The following is an 18,355-nucleotide window of genomic DNA, read 5'->3' as shown; positions in this document are numbered from 1 at the left end:
GAATGCATGCGGATGTAATCATTGAGATTCCATTTCATGATGTTGATACCATGAATGTGGTTTGGCATGGACACTATTTAAAGTATTTTGAAATTGCACGCTGTAAATTGCTTGATCAATTTCATTACAACTATATGCAAATGAAAGAATCTGGTTATGCATGGCCTGTGATAGAAAGTCACGTCCGTTATGCATATGGTATTGAGTTTGAACAAAAGATTCGGGTTCGGGCTATTTTAAAAGAATGGGAAAACCGTTTAAAAATAGACTATTTGATTTTTGATGCCGAGTCTGGAAAGCGTTTAACCAAGGGCTATACCACACAGGTTGCTGTAAATATTGCAAACCGTGAAATGTGCCTTCAGTCACCTCAGGTTTTATTTGAACGTTTAAATGCGTGGTCTGAGTTTCAACCAACGAGGGGAGCATGATGTCTAAATTTGTTAAAACTTTAGGGATAGGTCTCACAGTATGGATGGGCAGCTTGAGCGCCGTTTATGCGGCCTCGACAGAAGTGACACAGATTTTTCAGCAGTTGGCACAAACGCCGATTGTCCGTGCTGATTTCGAGCAGCAAAAGAAATTACCGTCTTTGAATAAAACTTTTGTATCCAACGGTTCTTTATTATTTGCCAAATCTTATGGTGTGGCATGGCAAATTAAACGTCCGGTACAGGCGGATCTCATTGTTACTCCAACCAAACTGGTACAAAAAACTCAGCGAACATTTAGCCAGATTCAAATTGATCAATCGCCTTATAGTTCTGTTGCAACACTCTTTTTGCAGTTAATGTCAGGCAATGAACAAGCCTTGGCAAAGAACTTTAATGTAGTGAGTGCAAACTATAGTCCAGCGGGCTGGAATATTAGTTTAACGCCAAAAAGTAGCTTATTTAAAAAACTGTTTGTGCGTGTAGATGCTCAAGGTCAACAGTATGTAAACCAAATTGTGATTACTGAAAAAGCCAATAATTTGACCACAATTCGCTTTAGTCACCAGACTTCTAAACCGACGACTTTAATGGCTGCCGAGCATGCGCTTTTCCAATTGGCAAAATAAATTTACTGTACTGTGGCTAATCGCGCTCTTACTCATGGCTGTGGGGTTGGGTATAACATGGCTTAAAAAAGATATTCATATTCAGACGGATATTTTTGCGTTATTGCCGAAAATGCAGCAGGACCCGCAGCTTGCACGTACTCAGCAGTATATGAATGAGCAACTCAATAACAAAGTATTTGTTGTAGTTGATGCTAAAGATGAGTCTGAGATACAACGCGCGACGGAGCTTTTAACGGTACAAGCCAAAAGCAGTCCATTATGGCAACCTTTAAAACCACAGCTTGATTTTGATCAATTTGCAAAGCAGCTCTATCAACATCGGGTAGGTTTGTTAAGTGAGCAAGACCAGCAGTTACTACAAAAGCAAGATTATTCGGCACTTAGCGAACAAAGCTTAATGCAGATGATGAGTCCGGGCCTACCTGTGACAGCAGAATCACTTAAGCAAGATCCATTACTCTTGTTTACTCGTTATGCCATGCAATTGGCAAAGCCATCCCAGCAAGATATTGAAATGGAGCAAGGCTTTGCGACTATTCATCATGATCAGGGGCTTTCACGGTTATTTGTATTACAGTTAACCCAAAGCCCATATAATATTGATTATCAAGAACAAGTATCGAGCTGGATTGATCAGACCAAACAAAAATTAGCTGCAATGGGGCTAAATTCCCATTGGACGGGAACGATTTTATTTACAAATTTTGGAACGCAATCGGCTAAAGAGGAAATCTCGACCATTGGTGTTGGTTCGACATTAGGTCTGATTTTTCTGGTGTGGTTTGGTTTCCGCTCATTACGTCCTATGGCGACAGAATTTATTGCTGTTTCGACCGGAAGCTTTGTTGCATTTGCAGTGACTCACTGGATATTTGGGGAAATCCATCTCATCACTTTAGTATTTGGTGCGAGTCTGATTGGGGTTTGTGTCGATTTTTCTTTTTACTTTATGGCAATGCAATCTCAGCATCGCAAGCTAGGTGGTTTCCAGATTTTATTACCTTTGTTGCCTAGCTTATTTATGGGCTTAATGACCACCTTGGTGGCTTATGTCTTTTTGAGTTTTACACCATTTCCCGGGTTTAGACAAATTGCGGTATTTTCAATTGTCGGATTAACTGCGGCTTGGATTAGTAGTGTGCTTTTGTTACCAAGACTACCTGCACTTAATGCCCAGCCAGCCATACATGCTTTGTCATGGATTGGACAAACACGACTGTGGTTTCAGCAACGTGCAAAAATACGCTATAGCTTGATTGCGACTATTTTAGTTGCGGGGACAGCTAGTCTTTTCTACCTTAAAACAAACGATGATATTCGTAATTTGCAAGGTATGGATGCGAGCTTAAAGCAGCAGGATCAAACTGTACGCGAACAATTTGGACAACAACAAGGCAGTGATTATTTTGTGGTAAAAGCCGCCTCTGCAAATGAAATGCAGCAACAGGAACAACAACTTATTGGACAGTTGCAGCAGTTACAGGCAAAAGGGGAAATTTCTGCGTTTCAAGCTTTGGGACAGTGGATTCCACCGTTGGTTCAACAGCAACATAATGTGCAGCTATTACAAAGTATTCCACGCTCGACTTTAGAACAATATGCACAAAGTATGGGGCTAAATGTGGCTGATGTTTTGCAATGGCAACAGCAGCTCGCGAAACAACCCTTATTGGATTTCGCCGTATTTAAAGATCATCCTTTAGCTTTTTTACAGCTCCAAGCGAATGAGCGTTTGGTTATGGTGACAGGAATAAAACATCCAGAGGTTTTAATAGGGCTACAGTCTCAATATGTGCATTTTCAGCAACCGATTGCAACAATGTCGCAAATGTTTGCCGAGCATAGAGTACAGGCTCAGCATCTTCTGATTTATGCATTAATTGGATTAACACTAGGCTTAGCCGTTATTTATGGCTTAAGTTCGATTGTGCCTTTGGTTCTGCCTGTGAGTTTGGCTTTATTGAGCACTTTTGCTGTTCAGGCGTGGTTAGGTGTAGAAATTAATTTGTTTAGTATTATGGGTACTTTCCTGATTATTGGGATTGGTGTCGACTATGCAATTTTTTATCGACATGGGCATGATCATCCACAAGTAGTTGGAATGGCGTTATTTTTATGTATGATGTCGACCTTACTTGGCTTTGGATTACTTTCATTTAGCCATACGTATGCAATTCACTGTTTTGGTTTGACGGTTTTATTTGGGGTTATTTTCTCATTCATCTATGCGACTTTATTCACCCCGGCAGATGAAAAACATATCGTGAATTTACAAGACCATTCATAATTTGAATAAATTAAAAAGGAAAGTCGTGCTATGAGCACTTTAGAAAAAATTGATGTAGTGATTATTGGGGCGGGTCCATCAGGAAGTTCAGCTGCGGCACTTCTGCGCAAAAAAGGCTATAAAGTTGCGGTTTTGGAAAAGCAGTATTTCCCACGGTTTTCAATTGGTGAGTCATTACTACCGCAATCTATGGCGTTTTTAGAAGAAGCCGGTTTACTAGAAACTGTTCGCGAGCATGTCGAGCAATATGCGTTTCAATTTAAAAATGGTGCGGCCTTTTTACGTGGTAAACAACGCAGTTTTTATGACTTTACTGAAAAATTTACGGATGGGCCGGGGACGACTTGGCAGGTTCGCCGTGCCGATTTTGACAATTTACTTGCTAAACAAGCTCAGGCTTATGGGGCAGACCTTCGTTTTGGACATGAAGTTTTAGATGTAGACGTAGCACTGGAACAGCCTATTCTTACGGTATTAGATGAAAATCAGCAAAGCTATCAAATTCAAACCAAGTTCTTACTTGATGCAAGTGGGTTTGGTCGAATTTTGCCAAAATTGTTAGATTTAGAGAGTCCATCAAACTTTCCGGTACGTCGTGCATTGTTTACTCATATTGAAGATGGAATTACGGATGATCCTGAGTTTGACCGTAATAAAATTTTAATTACGGTACATGAAAAAGACCACCGTGCATGGTATTGGCTGATTCCATTTGCTGATGGCCGAGCTTCTTTTGGTGTAGTGGCTGAACAAGATTTTTTTGACAAATACACAGTTGAAAATGCTGCCGATAATGAGCCAGAGGCAATGTTGAAACGCATTTTAGCTGATGAACCAAGCTTGTCAGAGGTACTACGTCAAGCTAAGTTTGATACACCAGTACGTACTTTGGTGGGCTATTCTGCCAATGTTAAGCATTTGGCAGACCGCAACTATGCACTTTTAGGAAATGCAGGTGAGTTTCTTGATCCAGTGTTTTCATCAGGTGTGACTATCGCGTTAAAATCTTCCAGCTTGGCGGTTCCTTTGGTTGAGCGTGTTTTGCAAGGTGAACAGGTAGACTGGTTGCAAGAATATGAAAAACCGCTGCGCCGTGGTATTCAGGTGTTTCGTGCCTATGTTGAGTCATGGTATGAAGGTGAATTTCAGGACGTCGTTTTTTCACAAAATCAGAATGATGGCATTCGCCGTATGATTTCTTCATTACTGGCGGGTTATGCATGGGATGAAAAAAACCCAATTCATAAAAATGCCAAACGTAGACTTAGCACCCTAGCAGAATACTGTCGTGAAGGCTTAACGCAAGAACAGGTATTAGAGGTATAAGCATGCAGCGCAAATGGATGATGATATTACTTGGTGGTTGCCTATGTTTTACGGGCTGCCAAGTGATGCCACATGCGAAAGGTTTACAAAGCCCCTTATGGCAAACTCAAGCTTATCAAAGACAAGATCAGGTTGAAGTTCAGTGGAAAAAGCAAAGTTTTAGTTTTTTGCTTTATCAGCAACAGCAGGGAACTGTACTGGATATGGTCGCTTTGAGCTTGACTGGACAACAGCTGTTTAAATTACAGTTTGATGGGCAACGAGTTCATGTAGAGCAGCGTATTGACCAAATGCGCTTATTACCTTTTGAATTTGTGGTACGTGATCTTTTATTTGCGACCTACCCAAAATTTTCAAGCTTGGGACAGCAAGCTGTAGAAATGAAGCAACAGGCTGATAATCAGGAGATTTATATTGATAAACAGCCTGTATTACACATCAAGAAAGGTCAGGGAAGTATCGAATTACTTAATCAGCAAGTTCCTTATAGCATGACGCTAAGTTCGATTGAAAATACCTTGCAGTCTCAAAAAAGCAGTACACCATGAGCGATTCATCTATAAATAATTCTGCTCAAATGGCAGTCGGCATACAGTTCAGTGTAGGTTTATCTGCATTAGGTTGTGAACCTGATCAAATCAAACAAGCATTACAACAGCCGCAGCAAACCTTAACTTTGCGTGATGATTTAATCGCTGATCGTAATGTTTGGGTGGGACAATATACGCACTCATTGTGTTCGAGTGTGCCCGATGCTTTACAGTCTGTCGATTCTCGTAATTTAAGATTTGCTTTGACTGCTTTAGCAAAAATTGAAACCGAACTAAAAAGTTATACAGAGAAGTTTCCATCAAAACGTTTAGCGATTGTGGTTGGAACCTCTACTTCTGGTATTTCTGATAGTGAATTATTGCTTAAGCAATATTTTGAAGGACAAACTCAGCAACTCATTTCTCACCGACGTCAGGAAATGAGTTGTTTAGCAAAAGCCTTACAACAGTATTTAAACTGGGAAGGGCCAGCATATACCATCTCTACTGCTTGTTCCTCAAGTGCTAAAGCATTGGCTGCTGGGCAGCGTTTGCTACAAGCCGATTTAGCTGATGCAGTACTGGTCGGTGGTGTCGATACTTTGTGTCAACTCACACTCAATGGATTTAATAGCCTAGAGAGTTTATCTAGCGATATTTGTCAGCCATGTGGGGCTGAACGTGATGGTATTAATATTGGTGAAGCCGCAGCCTTCTTTTTGCTCACTAAAGAACAAACACCTGTCATGTTAATGGGCGCAGGAGAATCAATGGATGCATGGCATATTTCTGCTCCGCATCCGGAAGGTAAAGGTGCTGCGATCGCTATGAAACGCGCGTTGGAGATGGCAAATATATCTGCACAAGATATTGGGTATTTAAACCTTCATGGAACTGCAACTCCACAAAACGATGCCATGGAAATAAAAGCTGTACGACAAGTCTTTGGCGATTATCGAGTTGCCTTAAGTAGTACCAAGCATAAAACTGGACATTGTCTTGGTGCAGCTGGTGCTATAGAAGCGTTTATTTGTGAGCAGGTTTTAAAAGATCAGAGCTGGCTACCATTGCATCGAAATGTTGAGATTGATCCGGATTTGGCCGACCAAAACTATGTGCAAAATGCCGAACTAAAACAATCCATTCGCTATGTAATGAGTAATTCTTTCGCTTTTGGGGGAAGTAATATTAGTCTTGTTTTTGGAGTGATGCCCTAATGAAACTGGAGGCAATTCAATATATTCCTCATGAACAACCGATGGTATTTATAGACCATTTAACTGAGGTTGCAGAAGGGCGAGCACAAGCTGAGCTAACCATTACACCTGAGCTTATGTTTTGTGAAGCAGAAGGTTTACCGACATGGGCTAGCATTGAAATTATGGCGCAAACCATTAGTGCTTACTCAGGCTGGCAAGGCCAACAGTCAAAACAAGCACCAAAAGTCGGTTTCTTATTGGGAACGCGTAAATTAAATTTACCCATCCCTTATTTTTCCTTAGGTTCTCGATTGATCATTCAAATAGAACAACAATATTTTCATGAAGGACTTGGGCAATTTTCCTGTGAAATTCAATATGCTGAACACTGCATTCAAGCAACGTTAAGTGTATTTGAGCCAACAGAATCACCATTTGAATAACCACAAAGAATTAGGAATACATTGTGACAAGACGAATTTTAGTAACGGGTTCAAGTCGAGGAATTGGGAAGGCGATTGCATTACAACTGGCAAAGGCTGGTTTTGATGTAACGGTACATGCACGTTCGCGTCAGGCAGAGGCCGAGCAAGTCGTACAAGAGATTCAGGCATTAGGACAAAATAGCCATTATTTAATGTTTGATGTAAATGAGCGCAGTACGGTTCAGCAAATTTTAGAACAAGATGTCGAGCAGCATGGTGCTTTTTATGGCGTGGTTCTCAATGCTGGGCTTACCCATGATGGTGCTTTTCCTGCACTCACTGATCAAGACTGGGATGAAGTGATTTCGACTTCATTAGATGGTTTCTATAACGTTTTAAAACCGCTCATTATGCCAATGATTCACTTACGCAAGGGCGGGCGTATTGTCACTTTATCTTCTGTGTCTGGAATTATGGGTAACCGTGGTCAGGTGAACTATAGCGCTGCAAAAGCAGGTTTAATTGGTGCGACCAAAGCCTTGGCACTAGAGTTGGCGAAGCGAAAAATTACCGTGAACTGTGTTGCACCGGGGCTGATTGAAACCGAAATGGTCACCGATGAAGTTAAAGAACATGCACTGAAAATGATTCCGTTACAACGCATGGGACAGGTCGATGAAGTGGCGAGCGTAGTGAAATTTTTATGTTCAGATGAAGCCTCTTATGTCACCCGACAAGTGATCTCTGTAAATGGGGGACTCATTTGATGAAGCGCGTTGTTGTGACCGGAATGGCAGGAATTACCTCTTTAGGTGAAACTTCCGACGAAATTTTTTCTCAATTTAATGCAGCGAAAAGTGGCATCCGCTATATGCCTGAATGGGAACAGTATGTTGACCTTCGGACTAAGCTTGGTGGTCCAGTCGAAACATTTCATGTTCCTAAGCACTTTAACCGTAAAGTGACCCGTGGTATGGGGCGTGTTGCGCTCATGTCTGTGGTATGTGCTGAAACAGCTTTGCAAAATGCTGGTTTACTTGGGCACGAAATTTTGTCCAGTGGTGAAACAGGCGTTGCATTTGGTTCTTCTGCTGGGAGCGTAGAGGCTGTAGGTGAGTTTGCAAGCATGTTGCTTCATCAGAGCATGAGTAAGATTAATGCAACCACTTATATACGTATGATGGCCCATACAAGTGCTGTCAACATGACCGTGTATTTTGGCCTAAAAGGCTTAACTTTACCGACGTCTAGTGCTTGTACTTCTGGCTCTATGGCCATTGGTCAAGCTTATGAAGCAATTAAGTATGGCAAACAACTGGTCATGATTGCGGGTGGTGCAGAAGAGCTCAGTGCTGCGGGCGCAGCTGTTTTTGATGTTCTATTTGCCACAAGTAATATGAATGATCAGCCAGAAAAAACACCACGTCCATTTGATGCAAAACGAGATGGTTTAGTGATTGGGGAAGGAGCAGGCTGTTTAATTTTAGAAGAATACGAACATGCTAAAGCCCGCGGTGCACATATCTATGCTGAACTTATTGGATATGGAAGCAATACTGATGGCCAGCATGTAACTAAACCTGATGCTGAGATGATGGGGCGTTGTATGGAGTTAGCGCTTAAAGATGCATCTTTGCAGGCTAGTGATATTGGTTATGTAAATGCACATGGCACATCGACCGATCAGGGGGATGTAGCAGAAAGTCAGGCGACAGCAAAAGTTTTAGGACGTAAGCCAATTAGTTCATTAAAAAGTTATTTTGGACATACGCTGGGTGCATGTGGCGCTATTGAAGCTTGGCTCAGTATTGAAATGATGAACCGTAATTGCTTTATTCCGACATTAAATCTAGATGAAATTGACCCGCTTTGTGGAGATCTGGATTATATCGTTCAGCAGCCTAAAGCACTCGATGCAGATATTATTATGAGCAACAATTTTGCTTTTGGTGGGATTAATACTTCACTTATTTTTAAACGTGTTAAACAATAAGGAACACAACAATGTTAAATAAGAAAATTTTATTGGTAGCAATGCTGAGTGCTGGTTTTACTGCTACCGTTCAGGCTGCTGATGAAGTACATCATTTAAACTTTAAAGAAGCTGTAGACCGTGCCGTAGCAGATGGAACTTTGGATGGCTCTGTAAAATTTTATTTAAGTGGTACAAAGTCGGGCGGTAAAGTTATTCAAAAAGACGTAGTAACCAATAAAAAGACCAATGGTTTTGCTAAATCAGCAGAAGCTTCATGTGATTGGGTTTTACGTTCAGCGCTTATTCAAATGCAAAACAATGCTAAAGCACAAGGTGCAAATGCAGTGACCAATATTGTGAGTTATTTTAAGTCAAATGAAACACGTAGTACGACGACTTATGACTGTTATAAAGGCACAATGATGGCTGGCGTAACGCTTAAAGGCGACATCGTTAAATTTTAATTTATTTGGTAAATAGGGTAGAGATAATGTCTGAGCATATTATAGAAGTTTATACACAGGCATTATCTCAACTTCTTTTAAAGTCGAAACAAGACTTTCCCGACTTTCGTACATTTAACGATTATAAAAAGCAGCAGATACAACATATTAAAAATAAGCTATTAGCTCAAAAGCTAAATGTAACCCCAACAGATTTGGTATTTGCGAAACATGAGTATGGCAAACCTTATTTGTTAAATCATACGTTGCATTTTAACCATTCACATAGCCAACAATATTATGCTTTGGCGCTAAGTGAGCGAGTTAAAGATATTGGTATAGATGTTGAAGAACTTGACCGTAAAGTACGTTTAGATAGTTTGGCACAACATGCTTTTCACCCTGATGAATATGCAACATGGCAAAATCTAGAACAAGATAGAGAGTATTGGTTTAAAGTCTGGACCACTAAAGAAGCTGTTTTAAAAGCATCAGGCCTTGGTATACGTTTAGATTTAAATACGTTAAATACTCAAGCACACCCCACCAATCATGGCGGATTATGTTCGCATGAACTTATTGGAACATTTGCTTATCAAAACTTTGTCTCGGGTAACATGATTTTAACGGTCGCATGGCGTTCAGAGCAGTCTTGCCGTGGGTTTCAGTTCCCTTCTATTCAGCTTCATTCACTTGAAGAATAGAGTGAGCCAAATAGCACATATAAAAAAACCGCGAATTACGCGGTTTTTTTAGTTTAGAGCAAGCTATAAAATTAAGCTTGGCCTTCAACAGCAGCAGCTTGAGCACGTTCCATATTTGCTTCAAACTCTGCATCAAAGTTGATTGGAGTAAGAAGTAATTGTGGGAAGCTACCCTTAGTGACTAAGTCGTTTACAGCTTCACGTAAGAACGGGAACAAAATGTTCGGGCAGTATGCACCCAAAATGTAAGGTAAACGGTCTTCTTCGATGTTATCGATTAAGAAAATACCAGATTGAGTTACATCTACGATGAACGCTGTTTCATTGTCGTTATTGGCTTGAACCACAACTTTTAAAGATACTTCAAAGTGAGTTGGGTCAATCTTTTCAGCAGCAGAAGAAAGATTGATGTTAAGTTCAGGTTGCCATTGTTTAGTAAAAACTTGTGCCCCTGGAACCTCAAAAGAAATATCTTTTGTATAAATACGCTCTAAAGCTAATTGTGGTTGAACTTGTTGTTCTTCGCTCATTGTTTTTTCCTTAATATGGATGCGATGTTAAGCCAATAATTCGTCGAGTTTACCTTCACGCTCTAAAGCATAAAGTTGGTCAAAACCACCGATAAACTGATCATTAATAAAAATTTGTGGAACAGTACGGTGGTTTGTACGTTGCATTAATTCAGCACGTACTTCTGGTGCTTCAACAGAAAGATTTACTTCTTTGTAAGCAACACCTTTACGCTCAAGTAATTGTTTCGCGCGAACGCAATACGGGCATACAGAAGTTGAGTAAACAATGACATTTGCTGCCATAACAATTCTCCTTAAGCTTTTGGTTTGCTTTTAACGAGAGGTAAGCCTTGAGCTTTCCAGTTACTGATACCACCATCAAGGCGATAGCTGTCATGGTGAGCAACTTTCTGTAAAGCGCTACCAGCAACTTGCCCTAGGTTACAGATAAATACCAATGGACGGTCACTTGCTTTTAATTCATCAGCATGACTTGCAATTTGGCTATAAGGAATATTGCGGCTACCACTAATGTGACCTTCGCGGAAGTCTTTGCTATCGCGTAAGTCAATCAAAAGAGCATTTTTCGCTTTCACTAAAATACCAAGCGACTGTGGAGAAATTTTACGACCGTTACGTTGACCTTCAAAAATGAAGAACAATACGATCAAGACTCCGAGTGTACCAAACAAAATGGGGTGATTCCCCATAAACTCTAACCAGCGTTCCACAAGTCACCTAAAAAAATTAAAAACAAAATTGACCTAGAGTATAGCGTATATAGATGGTGATCAAAATCACCACTTCAAGGGCAAAAGGGGTAGAAAATTAGTTTTTTTGCTGCGCTTCTTGAATCTCATCGATTAAACGTAAGAAGCTATCTAAACGCCGTGGCAAAATTTCACCTGCTTCAACAGCCTGTTTTAAGCCACAGTTCTTTTCATGAGTATGCGTGCAATTACGGAACTGACATGAACCTAAATGCGCTTCAATTTCAGGGAAGCCCATACGAATTTTTTCTAAATCGAGATGCCAAAGTCCAAACTCGCGAATTCCCGGCGAATCAATTAAGGCACCCTTTTTACCAAAGTTGATTAAGCGCGTAGAGGTTGTCGTGTGTTGGCCAAGTGCAGAGTTTTCAGAAATGATATTGGTTTTCTGCTCGGCATCTGGAATAAGTACATTAATAAGTGAGCTTTTACCAACCCCTGACTGACCGACAAAAGCAACGGTTTCACCATCAAGTCGTTGAGACAATGCTGAAATATCGCCTTTAGAATGACAAATCAAGCTCTCATAACCTAAATCTTCATACTCTTTAAGCATGTCGAGAATCGGGTCATTTTCAGTGAGTAAATCCGATTTATTCAGCACTAAAAGAGCAGGAATATTTGCATCTGCACATGCTACTAAGTAGCGGTCAATCAAAGTAGGTGCAGGTTCTGGAAGCGGAGCAAAAACAATAACGATTAAACTGATATTTGCTGCCACAGGTTTTACTTTGTGATAACGATCTGGACGAGTAAGCAGTGAAGTACGTGGGTGAATTGCAGTAATAATCCCTAAGCCTGTGTTAGGGTCTGCTTGCCACTTCACTCGGTCACCCGTGACCAGTAATTCAAGATTTGTACGCGTGTGACAGCGCCAAATACTTTTTAATTCAATCGGTTTCCAAAATGGTTCTGGTTCGCCTTCGGCAACTTGAGGTTTTTCTGGGTGATGCTCGGGTACAGAAAGTGCCTGTACTTCAAGTTGACGGCCATAGTGCTGTACAACCAGCCCATCTAGATCTTGTGAAGTATCGACTTCTTCTTGGCGAGTTTTATGCTGTTTTTCAATACGGCGTTGCTGTTGCTCAGTTAAACGACGCTTACGAATTAGAGCCATTCATATCCCAAAAAAACCATTGTTAGAAGACCGCAAAAATAGCACGAAGCTGGTATGGAATTACAGCGCAGAAGCAAGAAATTTGCTACTATTGATGTTTTTACGGCATTTTAGAACGTACATACATGAGCAGTACTTTAAATACACGATTAATTTGGATTGATCTGGAAATGACCGGTTTAGATACCGACAACGACCAGATTATTGAAATCGCAACAATTATTACAGATGATCATTTAAATGTACTTGCCGAAGGTCCGGTTTTGGCTATTCATCAACCTGATCGTATTTTAAATGCAATGGATGAGTGGAATACTCGCCAGCATGGTCAGTCAGGTTTAATTGAGCGAGTTCGCCGTAGTAAATTAACAGCTCGTGACGCTGAGTTACAGACTTTAGAATTCCTAAAAAAATGGGTTAATCCAAAAGTTTCACCAATGTGTGGTAACTCGATTTGTCAGGATCGCCGTTTCTTACATCGTCTTATGCCTGAGCTTGAGCAGTATTTCCACTATCGTAATCTTGATGTATCTACGGTAAAAGAGCTCTCAAAACGCTGGCGTCCTGAAATTATGAGTGGTCTGAAAAAGAATGCATCACATTTGGCGATGGATGATATTCGTGACTCAATTTCTGAACTTAAGTATTACCGTGAATACTTTTTCATTATGAATACTGATGGTAAAGATTAATTACCTTGTTCAAGTCATATGAAAGGGGGCAGTAGCCTCCTTTTTGCTGTTTAAAGGACATTGTTACAATAATGCCAAGGGCTCATTTGGCTTTCATATTCATTTTGCTTAAAATGATGTTTTAAGTTTATTTATTATAAAAAGAGAGCATTTATGCAAAGTAATAACCCGATACTGACCCGCGTTGAAACGGTCAGTGATTACAGTCAACCGATGACCGTGCAAGGTGCGATTCAAAAATCTGTGATGTTGACCATCATTGCTGCCGCAGTGGGTGTCGCTTTATTTTTCTATGCAGCCTTTACTGCAAATGTTGGTATTGCTTACGCAGCTTCAATTGTGGGTGCAATTGGTGGTTTGGTTTTAGCTTTAATCACAACGTTTAAACCAACGACTGCACCAACTTTAGCAATTCCTTATGCTCTATTTGAAGGAGCATTTATTGGCGGTATTTCGTTTACTTTCCAGTTGAAATATCCGGGCGTTCCTCTTCAAGCATTATTGGCAACCTTCGTCACTACTTTGGTGATGTTTGGTCTTTATAAGTTCCAAATTATACGCGCAACTGAAAAGTTCAAATCAGTTGTAATCTCTGCATCTTTGGCGATTTTTATTGTATTTATCGTGCAGATGGTTATGCGTTTAGCATTTGGTTCAAGCATTCCTTATATTTTTGAAAGTAACTGGTTAGGAATTGGTTTTGCTGCATTTGTTGCAGTCATTGCTTCACTTAACCTGATTTTAGATTTTGACTTGATTGAAACCAATGCAGCATACCGTGCTCCAAAATTCATGGAATGGTTGTGTGGTATTGCGTTGCTTGCAACTTTAGTCTGGATGTATATTTCGTTCTTACGTCTACTTGGTTTATTGTCTGACGACTAAAATTTAGATTATAAAAAGTCGCTCCTGCATAGGGGCGATTTTTTTTTCGTGCGATTTTTGAAAAAAGATGCATTATGCAATTTCGAAAAACGTTGAATATTGGCATTATGCTGAAAATTGTTTTGAGTGAGATCGGCATGACACAAGGACTTTTAGCAGGTAAACGCTTTTTGATTGCAGGCGTTGCTAGTAAATTATCAATTGCTTATGGTATTGCACAAGCATTACACCGTGAAGGTGCTGAGCTTGCATTTACTTATCCAAACGAAAAATTAAAAAAACGTGTAGATGAGTTTGCTGAGCAATTCGGTTCTAAGCTTGTGTTTCCATGTGATGTTGCCGTTGATGCTGAAATTGATAATGCATTTGCGGAACTTGCAAAACATTGGGACGGTGTAGACGGTGTTGTGCACTCAATCGGCTTTGCACCTGCACACACGCTTGACGGTGACTTCACTGACGTGACTGACCGTGACGGTTTTAAAATTGCTCATGACATTAGCGCATACAGCTTTGTTGCAATGGCACGTGCTGCAAAACCTTTATTACAAGCTCGCCAAGGTTGCTTATTAACTTTGACTTACCAAGGTTCTGAGCGCGTTATGCCTAACTACAACGTAATGGGTATGGCGAAAGCTTCTTTAGAAGCTGGCGTTCGTTACTTGGCATCAAGCTTAGGTGTTGATGGTATTCGTGTAAACGCAATTTCTGCGGGTCCAATCCGTACTTTAGCTGCTTCTGGTATTAAATCTTTCCGTAAAATGTTAGATGCCAATGAAAAAGTTGCACCGTTAAAGCGTAACGTAACCATTGAAGAAGTGGGTAACGCAGCGTTATTCCTATGCTCACCTTGGGCTTCAGGTATTACTGGTGAAATTCTATATGTAGATGCTGGTTTCAATACTGTAGGTATGAGCCAATCTATGATGGATGATGAATAAGTTTTAAAATTTATTCAGACATAAAAAAAGCCGTAGTTGAAGGACTACGGCTTTTTTACTGGGCGCAAGTTATTGCGGCAGTTCTTTTACAGGTGAACCACCTAATGCTTGCATAAGGGTGACATAAGCGTTGTATTGGCTTTGTTTAGTTTCAACAAGACTCAAGCGCGCAGTACGTGTAGTTTGCTGGGCATCGAGAAGTGTTTTTAATGCAACCGCACCATAACGGTAGCGGACTTCTGTTAAACGTTCGGTTTTTTCTGCAAGTTCAACATTACGTTGTTGCAGCTCTACTTGTTTGTCGAGTTCTGTGCGGCTTGATAATGCATTTTCTACATCAGCAAAAGCCTGATAAAGCGTTTGGCGATATTGAATAATCGCTTTTTCATAATCAAGGTTGCTAATCGCGATATCTTTTTTCATATCGTTATATTGTAAAAACGGTAGGCTCAAACTCGCCCCAAGCGTGAGGGCAGGGTTACGTAATAACTCCGTTAACGATGTACTGCTTGAACCTAAACTACTGGTTAAGCTAATTGACGGATAGTAGCTTGCTTTAGTTGCATCTTTGGTTGCTAGTGCTTTTCTCAAGCGAAGCTCGGCTGCTTGCAAGTCAGGGCGACGTGACAAAATATCCGCTGGTAAACCAGCACCAATGGCAGGCAACGCTGTACGTGGTAAACGCTGTGGTTCTTGAATGTTGAGTTGCTGTACTGGTTTATGCAATAACACTGCAATCGCTGTACGCGTTTCAACAAGCTGTTGTTCAATTTGGCTTAAACTTGCTTTTTGGCTTTGAACAGACTGTTCGGCTTGCGTGAGGTCTAAGCCTGAAACTGCACCTGCTTTATACTGAGTTTGAACTAACTGATAAAGCTTTTGTGAAGTGGCTAAGCTCTGCTGCGCAGTTGCATAACGTTCATTTAAGTAGCCCAGTTGCCAGTAGAGTTTCGCTGTAGTGGCAATCAGGCTTTGCCCTGTAGACTGTAAGTCTTGTTCAGTCGCTAAAGCTTCCCATTTACTTGCTTCGGTTTGACGAGCAAGCTTGCCAAACAAATCAAGTTCATAACTTACGCCTGCACTTAAGGATAGTCCTTTAGCACTATCATCGCCTGAATTTAAATCGAAACTATGACCTGTAGAAACATTTGAACTGGTACGCAAGCCTTGTTGATTTGCAGTTAAATCAGCTTTCAAGCGAGCTTGCTTTAAGGTGATCCCTGCAACAGCCAAATCGCTATTGCGCTCTAATACGTTGCTTACAAGCTGGTTGAGCTGTGCATCGTTAAAAAGTGTCCACCAACGGTCAGAGTATTGTGCAACTGATACAGTTTTCGTTTTAGTTGGATTGTCGTACTGAAAGCTACCCGGAACCTGTACAGACGGTGCTTGGTAAGGTGTTTTAACCATCGCTGCACATCCCACAAGAGAACTGGTGAGGAGAAGTGCTGCGCTAAGTTTAGTCATTGAAAAAGACATGCAATTTTCCTTATTCTCGTGATAGTGCTGCAACAGGGTCGAGTTTTGCGGCATTTTTGGCAGGCAAGAAACCGAATACGACACCAATTAATGTTGAGCAAACAAATGCAGCCACAATAGAAGTCGTCGAATATGCCACTGCAAAATTACCTGCGGCCACTTTGTTAATGAGCTGTCCTAGGCCGAGCGAAAGTAATACGCCGAGTACACCACCAATTAAACACACTAAAATTGCTTCGATTAGGAACTGCTGCAAAATATCACTTTGTCGAGCACCGACAGCCATACGCACCCCAATTTCTTGAGTACGTTCAGTCACCGAAACCAACATAATATTCATTACACCGATACCACCAACCACCAAAGAAATGACAGCAATTGCTGAGACCAGAAGCGTCATGGTGCTGGTTGTTTTCTCAATGGTTTGGCGAATACTGTCACTGTTCATGGTGAAAATATCTTGGGCACCATGTCGTTGTGTTAATAGGTTAACAATCGCGTTTTCAGCGGCGCTGGTCGAGTATTTATCGTTAATACGTACGACAATATTACGAACATGGGCTTGCCCTAACATACGGCTCATGACCGTGGTATAAGGCATATACACGTTGAGTGTGTCATCTGAACCCATACCGCTAGTTTGAGGCTCTACAATCCCGATAATACGAGCCGGCACACTACCCAGTAATACCACTTGCCCAATTGGGTTGGTGCCATCACTAAAGAACTGTTTTTGAGTATTGGTATCAATGACTACATCTTGCGAACGATCTCGCACACTACGCTGGTCAAAGGTTTGACCGTCTTTAAAGACAAGTCCCTTTACGTCAAAGAAGTCGTTACTTACACCATTAATGGTCGCATTCGCTTCATTTTGTTGATAACGCATAGTCTTGGATGTGCTGACCATTGGACTGACCGCACTCACATAAGGCTGCGTCATTAATGCGTCGGCATCGGCAGGCACCAGCGTTTTAAAATTGGCTGTTTTGGAGTTGTCACCAAAACCACGACCTTGGAATACCGTAATTGTGTTAGTACCGAGGCCACTAATATTTTCCAAAATCTGCTTTTGTGAACCATTACCCAGCGCTACCACCGTTACGACAGATGCAATACCAATAATGATGCCTAGCATGGTTAAAAAGGTACGCATACGGTGGGCATTCATGGACAGTAAAGCCATTTGGAACGCTTCAGATAAGCGGTCTAAAGTTGAACGCCAAGCTGAAATACTTTTGCCTTTTTTCTGCTTATTTTGTAGAGCAGGGGCTGCATCTGGGTCAGTTTTAACTTCTTCGGTAGATTGGTCTGGAACATTAGGACGGTCACTAATAATTTCGCCATCACTAATTTCGATAATACGCGTTGCATTTTTTGCAACTTGCATATCGTGTGTAACCAAAATAATGGTGTGGCCAGCCGCATTGAGTTCACGCAAAATTCGCATAACCTCAACACCACTATGTGAGTCGAGTGCACCTGTTGGTTCGTCGGCTAAGATTACATCGCCGCCATTCATTAAGGCGCGGGCAATCGAAACACGTTGCTGTTGACCACCGGAAAGTTGGCTCGGTCGGTTTTGAGTTTTAGTGCCTAAACCTAATTCAGTGAGTAGGGCAGTTGCACGTTGTTTACGATCCGAAGGAGTAACACCTGCATAAACAGCTGGAACTTCAACGTTACCTTCGGCAGATAAGTCACCGAGTAAATGATAACGCTGGAAAATAAAACCAAAATATTCGCGGCGTAACTGCGCTAACTGGTCGGGTTCTAGCTTACCGGTTTCTTGACCATTAACCTTATAACTCCCACTTGTTGGGCGGTCCAGACAGCCCAAAATATTCATGAGCGTTGATTTACCAGAGCCGGACTGGCCGACAATGGCAACCAGTTCACCTTCATAAATAGTAAGGTCAATGCCTTTTAAAATTTGAATCGTGCTTTCGCCAGCAGGGAATTCCCGGACCAGATTGCTGACTTCAAGCAAAGCTTGTTTTGTCATGC

At 41.2% G+C, this 18,355-nt stretch carries 20 protein-coding genes; 14 read left to right on the top strand and 6 right to left on the bottom strand.

Annotation, left to right across the window (positions count from 1 at the left end; genetic code table 11):
- Nucleotides 1-2: 2 nt before the first annotated feature.
- The 11 genes from ACH8JV_RS03280 to ACH8JV_RS03230 are packed head-to-tail and all read left to right on the top strand — an operon-like array spanning nucleotide 3 to nucleotide 9,952.
- Entirely contained in the window at nucleotides 3-431 is a 429-nt protein-coding gene (locus ACH8JV_RS03280) for a thioesterase family protein (RefSeq protein ID WP_039250438.1), read from the top strand.
- Nucleotides 431-1,060, top strand: coding sequence for an outer membrane lipoprotein carrier protein LolA (locus tag ACH8JV_RS03275; RefSeq protein WP_104074996.1), 630 nt, complete (start codon nucleotides 431-433; stop codon nucleotides 1,058-1,060). Before ACH8JV_RS03280 ends, ACH8JV_RS03275 begins: the two co-directional genes overlap by 1 nt.
- The gene (locus ACH8JV_RS03270) at nucleotides 1,035-3,350 is read left to right on the top strand and encodes an MMPL family transporter (RefSeq protein WP_396519709.1); all 2,316 of its coding nucleotides are present in this window, start codon (nucleotides 1,035-1,037) and stop codon (nucleotides 3,348-3,350) included. The genes ACH8JV_RS03275 and ACH8JV_RS03270 overlap by 26 nt, the downstream gene beginning before the upstream one ends.
- 30 nt (nucleotides 3,351-3,380) lie before the next feature.
- Complete coding sequence (locus tag ACH8JV_RS03265) at nucleotides 3,381-4,676, top strand: NAD(P)/FAD-dependent oxidoreductase (RefSeq protein ID WP_396519707.1); 1,296 nt, start codon at nucleotides 3,381-3,383, stop codon at nucleotides 4,674-4,676.
- 2 nt (nucleotides 4,677-4,678) lie between these two features.
- A complete protein-coding gene (locus ACH8JV_RS03260; RefSeq protein ID WP_396519705.1) occupies nucleotides 4,679-5,224 on the top strand; it encodes a DUF3261 domain-containing protein in 546 nt (181 codons plus the stop codon).
- A complete protein-coding gene (locus ACH8JV_RS03255) occupies nucleotides 5,221-6,423 on the top strand; it encodes a beta-ketoacyl-[acyl-carrier-protein] synthase family protein (protein ID WP_396519703.1) in 1,203 nt (400 codons plus the stop codon). The genes ACH8JV_RS03260 and ACH8JV_RS03255 overlap by 4 nt, the downstream gene beginning before the upstream one ends.
- Nucleotides 6,423-6,848, top strand: coding sequence for a 3-hydroxylacyl-ACP dehydratase (locus ACH8JV_RS03250; RefSeq protein WP_396519701.1), 426 nt, complete (start codon nucleotides 6,423-6,425; stop codon nucleotides 6,846-6,848). The genes ACH8JV_RS03255 and ACH8JV_RS03250 overlap by 1 nt, the downstream gene beginning before the upstream one ends.
- 23 nt (nucleotides 6,849-6,871) lie before the next feature.
- Complete coding sequence (locus ACH8JV_RS03245) at nucleotides 6,872-7,597, top strand: 3-ketoacyl-ACP reductase FabG2 (RefSeq protein ID WP_151793694.1); 726 nt, start codon at nucleotides 6,872-6,874, stop codon at nucleotides 7,595-7,597.
- Entirely contained in the window at nucleotides 7,597-8,823 is a 1,227-nt protein-coding gene (locus ACH8JV_RS03240; RefSeq protein WP_311087117.1) for a beta-ketoacyl-ACP synthase, read from the top strand. The genes ACH8JV_RS03245 and ACH8JV_RS03240 overlap by 1 nt, the downstream gene beginning before the upstream one ends.
- An 11-nt stretch (nucleotides 8,824-8,834) precedes the next feature.
- The gene (locus ACH8JV_RS03235; RefSeq protein ID WP_396519699.1) at nucleotides 8,835-9,269 is read left to right on the top strand and encodes an excinuclease; all 435 of its coding nucleotides are present in this window, start codon (nucleotides 8,835-8,837) and stop codon (nucleotides 9,267-9,269) included.
- Nucleotides 9,270-9,295: 26 nt separating this feature from the next.
- Nucleotides 9,296-9,952 (top strand): 4'-phosphopantetheinyl transferase family protein, encoded by a 657-nt coding sequence (locus tag ACH8JV_RS03230; RefSeq protein WP_396519697.1) that lies wholly within the window; start codon nucleotides 9,296-9,298, stop codon nucleotides 9,950-9,952.
- A gap of 71 nt (nucleotides 9,953-10,023) precedes the next feature.
- On the opposite strand, the gene secB is transcribed toward ACH8JV_RS03230, so the two are convergent.
- From secB to rsgA, 4 genes are all read right to left on the bottom strand, one after another.
- Complete coding sequence (secB, locus tag ACH8JV_RS03225; RefSeq protein WP_002053511.1) at nucleotides 10,024-10,482, bottom strand: protein-export chaperone SecB; 459 nt, start codon at nucleotides 10,480-10,482, stop codon at nucleotides 10,024-10,026.
- Nucleotides 10,483-10,509: 27 nt separating this feature from the next.
- Nucleotides 10,510-10,767, bottom strand: a complete 258-nt coding sequence (grxC, locus tag ACH8JV_RS03220) for a glutaredoxin 3 (RefSeq protein WP_000729828.1) — start codon at nucleotides 10,765-10,767, stop codon at nucleotides 10,510-10,512.
- A gap of 11 nt (nucleotides 10,768-10,778) precedes the next feature.
- The gene (locus ACH8JV_RS03215; protein ID WP_000443006.1) at nucleotides 10,779-11,195 is read right to left on the bottom strand and encodes a rhodanese-like domain-containing protein; all 417 of its coding nucleotides are present in this window, start codon (nucleotides 11,193-11,195) and stop codon (nucleotides 10,779-10,781) included.
- Between the two features lie 97 nt (nucleotides 11,196-11,292).
- Entirely contained in the window at nucleotides 11,293-12,351 is a 1,059-nt protein-coding gene (gene rsgA, locus ACH8JV_RS03210) for a ribosome small subunit-dependent GTPase A (RefSeq protein WP_396519695.1), read from the bottom strand.
- A 125-nt stretch (nucleotides 12,352-12,476) separates the two neighbouring features.
- On the opposite strand from rsgA, the gene orn reads away from it, so the two are divergent.
- From orn to ACH8JV_RS03195, 3 genes are all read left to right on the top strand, one after another.
- Nucleotides 12,477-13,043: an oligoribonuclease gene (gene orn / locus ACH8JV_RS03205; protein ID WP_000099436.1), complete on the top strand. Its 567-nt coding sequence runs from the start codon at nucleotides 12,477-12,479 to the stop codon at nucleotides 13,041-13,043.
- Between the two features lie 153 nt (nucleotides 13,044-13,196).
- On the top strand, nucleotides 13,197-13,928 hold the full coding sequence (locus ACH8JV_RS03200; protein ID WP_002053496.1) for a Bax inhibitor-1/YccA family protein: 732 nt from the start codon (nucleotides 13,197-13,199) through the stop codon (nucleotides 13,926-13,928).
- A 137-nt stretch (nucleotides 13,929-14,065) separates the two neighbouring features.
- On the top strand, nucleotides 14,066-14,869 hold the full coding sequence (locus ACH8JV_RS03195; protein ID WP_002027450.1) for an enoyl-ACP reductase: 804 nt from the start codon (nucleotides 14,066-14,068) through the stop codon (nucleotides 14,867-14,869).
- Nucleotides 14,870-14,938: 69 nt separating this feature from the next.
- On the opposite strand, the gene ACH8JV_RS03190 is transcribed toward ACH8JV_RS03195, so the two are convergent.
- Both ACH8JV_RS03190 and ACH8JV_RS03185 read right to left on the bottom strand, forming a co-directional pair.
- Entirely contained in the window at nucleotides 14,939-16,336 is a 1,398-nt protein-coding gene (locus ACH8JV_RS03190) for an efflux transporter outer membrane subunit (RefSeq protein WP_396520008.1), read from the bottom strand.
- Between the two features lie 22 nt (nucleotides 16,337-16,358).
- The gene (locus ACH8JV_RS03185; protein ID WP_396519693.1) at nucleotides 16,359-18,353 is read right to left on the bottom strand and encodes a MacB family efflux pump subunit; all 1,995 of its coding nucleotides are present in this window, start codon (nucleotides 18,351-18,353) and stop codon (nucleotides 16,359-16,361) included.
- Nucleotides 18,354-18,355: the final 2 nt, after the last annotated feature.

The organism is Acinetobacter sp. ABJ_C5_2 (assembly GCF_044538485.1).
Classification (GTDB): Bacteria; Pseudomonadota; Gammaproteobacteria; order Pseudomonadales; family Moraxellaceae; genus Acinetobacter; species Acinetobacter nosocomialis_A.
Note: the sequence above shows the minus strand (reverse complement) of the source record. Positions and strands in the feature narration are given on the sequence as shown.